Genomic DNA, 1,996 nt, shown 5'->3' with positions numbered 1-1,996 from the left:
GGCTCGGTGGCGAGCCAGATTGTATCGATGCGAATCATTTGACGAGACCGCGAATGAAGCGCGCACAGCCATCGGGATCGACAGCGGGCCAGATCACTGTGACTGTTTGTAGTTTGAACGGAATTTCGATGCGCGCCAGTGTGGGTTGTGCAGGCTCAGATTCGGGCTTCATCGTCAGCGGCACGAATGCCGGTAGCGCGTCAGGTTGACGGTCACGATAGAGCGGAATCCATTTGCGCACCAGGTTGGCGTTGATGCCATGGCGCAGCGCGATGCTGGCTATCGATACGTCAGGTTGAAGACATTCCTGGACGACTTGGGCTTTGAACGGTTTTGGATAAGAGGTGCGCTGGCGCATGGTGATCCTTGCGATAAGGGCGATGGTGTCCACGTATTTTTAGGTGGACACCATCGCCCTTAATGCTGAGATTCTGAAGGTGTGTTTGCTGGCCGCTTACACTTGGGCAGCTCTCCAGCATAGTTCAGCCGCCGAGAATGTCCTGTTCCTGGACCTTTAGGAGAAGGTTTTGTCGAGGATCAAGGCGTCCGCTTTCGCCGGGCCTGATAGCGTGCCAGGAGAGATTGAACAGAGAGACCATGAACCAAGATGCTCAGCGCAACGACTGACAGAACCAGGTTGCTACTCTGCGCTGCAGCATTTGGGGGAAGCCCGTGATTTATCGCGTAGAAGAGATAGTACAGGCTGCCGATTCCCTTGATACCGAACCAGCCCAGAAGTCCTCGCTGCGGAGCATCCAAACCTTGGCGCAAAGGGGTGAGAAAAACACTGAGTGGTCGGATGATACAGAACAGTGCGCCCGCTACGATGAGCCCCTGCCAATCCCAGTGCTCCAGCAGCACCACACCCAAGAGTGTGACCAGAAAGACTTCCATTGCTCGCTCAACCAGGCTGCCAAACGCCAACATATCACCCAGCATGATCCCTGCCGCGACGCGGGAGTCGTCGAGCTCTGCGACATCCCCCTTAACGGCCAGCTCTGGCGCCACATGCTGGTGACCCACCACCGGCTGCACCAGATGTTCTGCCGCAGGATCTGAAGGACTCGCAGCAGTAAGCACTTCGGCCTGCCGCAGCCCGAGTCCCGCGGCGAACACGGCCAGGAAGCCATAACCCTGTATCGCCTCGGTGATGACATAAGCAAGCGCCACGAGAGCGAGGGCAAGATAATCATTAGGCGAGACAGTGCTGTCGTCGTTGCGCAAGCGCAAGTAGAGGGTCAGCTTGCCTAGGCCTCTTCCCATCCAATACCCGCACAATGCGCCGGCGGAGGCTGCCCATAGCACATCCCCGAAGACCCAATGGATGAACCACGGCTCCCCGGGATCTCGCTGTAACAGCAGCCCCAGCGTTACGAAGGGAAAGGCCACACCGTCGTTCAACCCGGCCTCTCCCGACAAACCGAAGCGCACAGGGTCATCATCCTGGGCATCTACCACCTGCACGAGGGTTGCAAGCACCGGATCTGTGGGGGCGAGAATGGCGCCAATTAGCACCGAAACGCCCCAACTCATGTTGAGTGCATAATGAAGCAGGAGGCTTACACCTCCTATGCACAGCACGAGCACTGGGCCCGCAAGGTAGAACGCTGTCCGCCACCTGGGATTTCGAAGTGGCAAACGCAATTTGAGGCCGCTGAAGAAAAGAGAGAACAGCACGGCCACTTCGGTGAGGTGTTCCAGCCAACCACTCGATTTAGAGAGGTCCAACTGTAGCAACCCTAGAGCAGGTGAACCGAGCGTGGTGCCAAGGCCAAGACAAACCACCGAGGTGGTAACCGGTGCCCAGCGAAGATAGGACGATGACAGGGCTAGGACCAAGAGCACTGCGCCCAGCATGGCGAACCAAACGATGAAGGTCATTACCCAAACGCCTTGAAACTCAGATGGTGAGCGTTCGAGTGGGTACCGAAGCGGCTCGTTCAGCCTGTCTCCAGATGTCACTTGTCTAGCCGACCAAATGTAAAAAAAGATTTCA

2 protein-coding genes are annotated in these 1,996 nt (G+C 57.0%); both read right to left on the bottom strand.

Annotated features, from left to right (window positions below; translation table 11 throughout):
• Nucleotides 1-34 precede the first annotated feature (34 nt).
• Nucleotides 35-358 (bottom strand): transposase, encoded by a 324-nt coding sequence (locus G1E_RS24305; RefSeq protein ID WP_009682062.1) that lies wholly within the window; start codon nt 356-358, stop codon nt 35-37.
• 179 nt (nt 359-537) lie between these two features.
• The gene (locus G1E_RS24300; protein WP_009682061.1) at nt 538-1,881 is read right to left on the bottom strand and encodes a sodium:proton antiporter; all 1,344 of its coding nucleotides are present in this window, start codon (nt 1,879-1,881) and stop codon (nt 538-540) included.
• Nucleotides 1,882-1,996: the final 115 nt, after the last annotated feature.

The sequence above is a fragment of the Pseudomonas sp. TJI-51 genome (assembly GCF_000190455.2).
GTDB lineage: Bacteria > Pseudomonadota > Gammaproteobacteria > Pseudomonadales > Pseudomonadaceae > Aquipseudomonas > Aquipseudomonas juntendi.
The sequence above is the reverse complement of the archived record's forward strand: the minus strand, read 5'-3'. Positions and strand labels throughout refer to the sequence as shown.

Bases quoted from the DNA above. Each gene is read 5' to 3' on its own strand.
- G1E_RS24305 (WP_009682062.1), bottom strand. From the start codon at position 358: ATGCGCCAGCGCACCTCTTATCCAAAACCGTTCAAAGCCCAAGTCGTC.
- G1E_RS24300 (WP_009682061.1), bottom strand. From the start codon at position 1,881: ATGACCTTCATCGTTTGGTTCGCCATGCTGGGCGCAGTGCTCTTGGTC.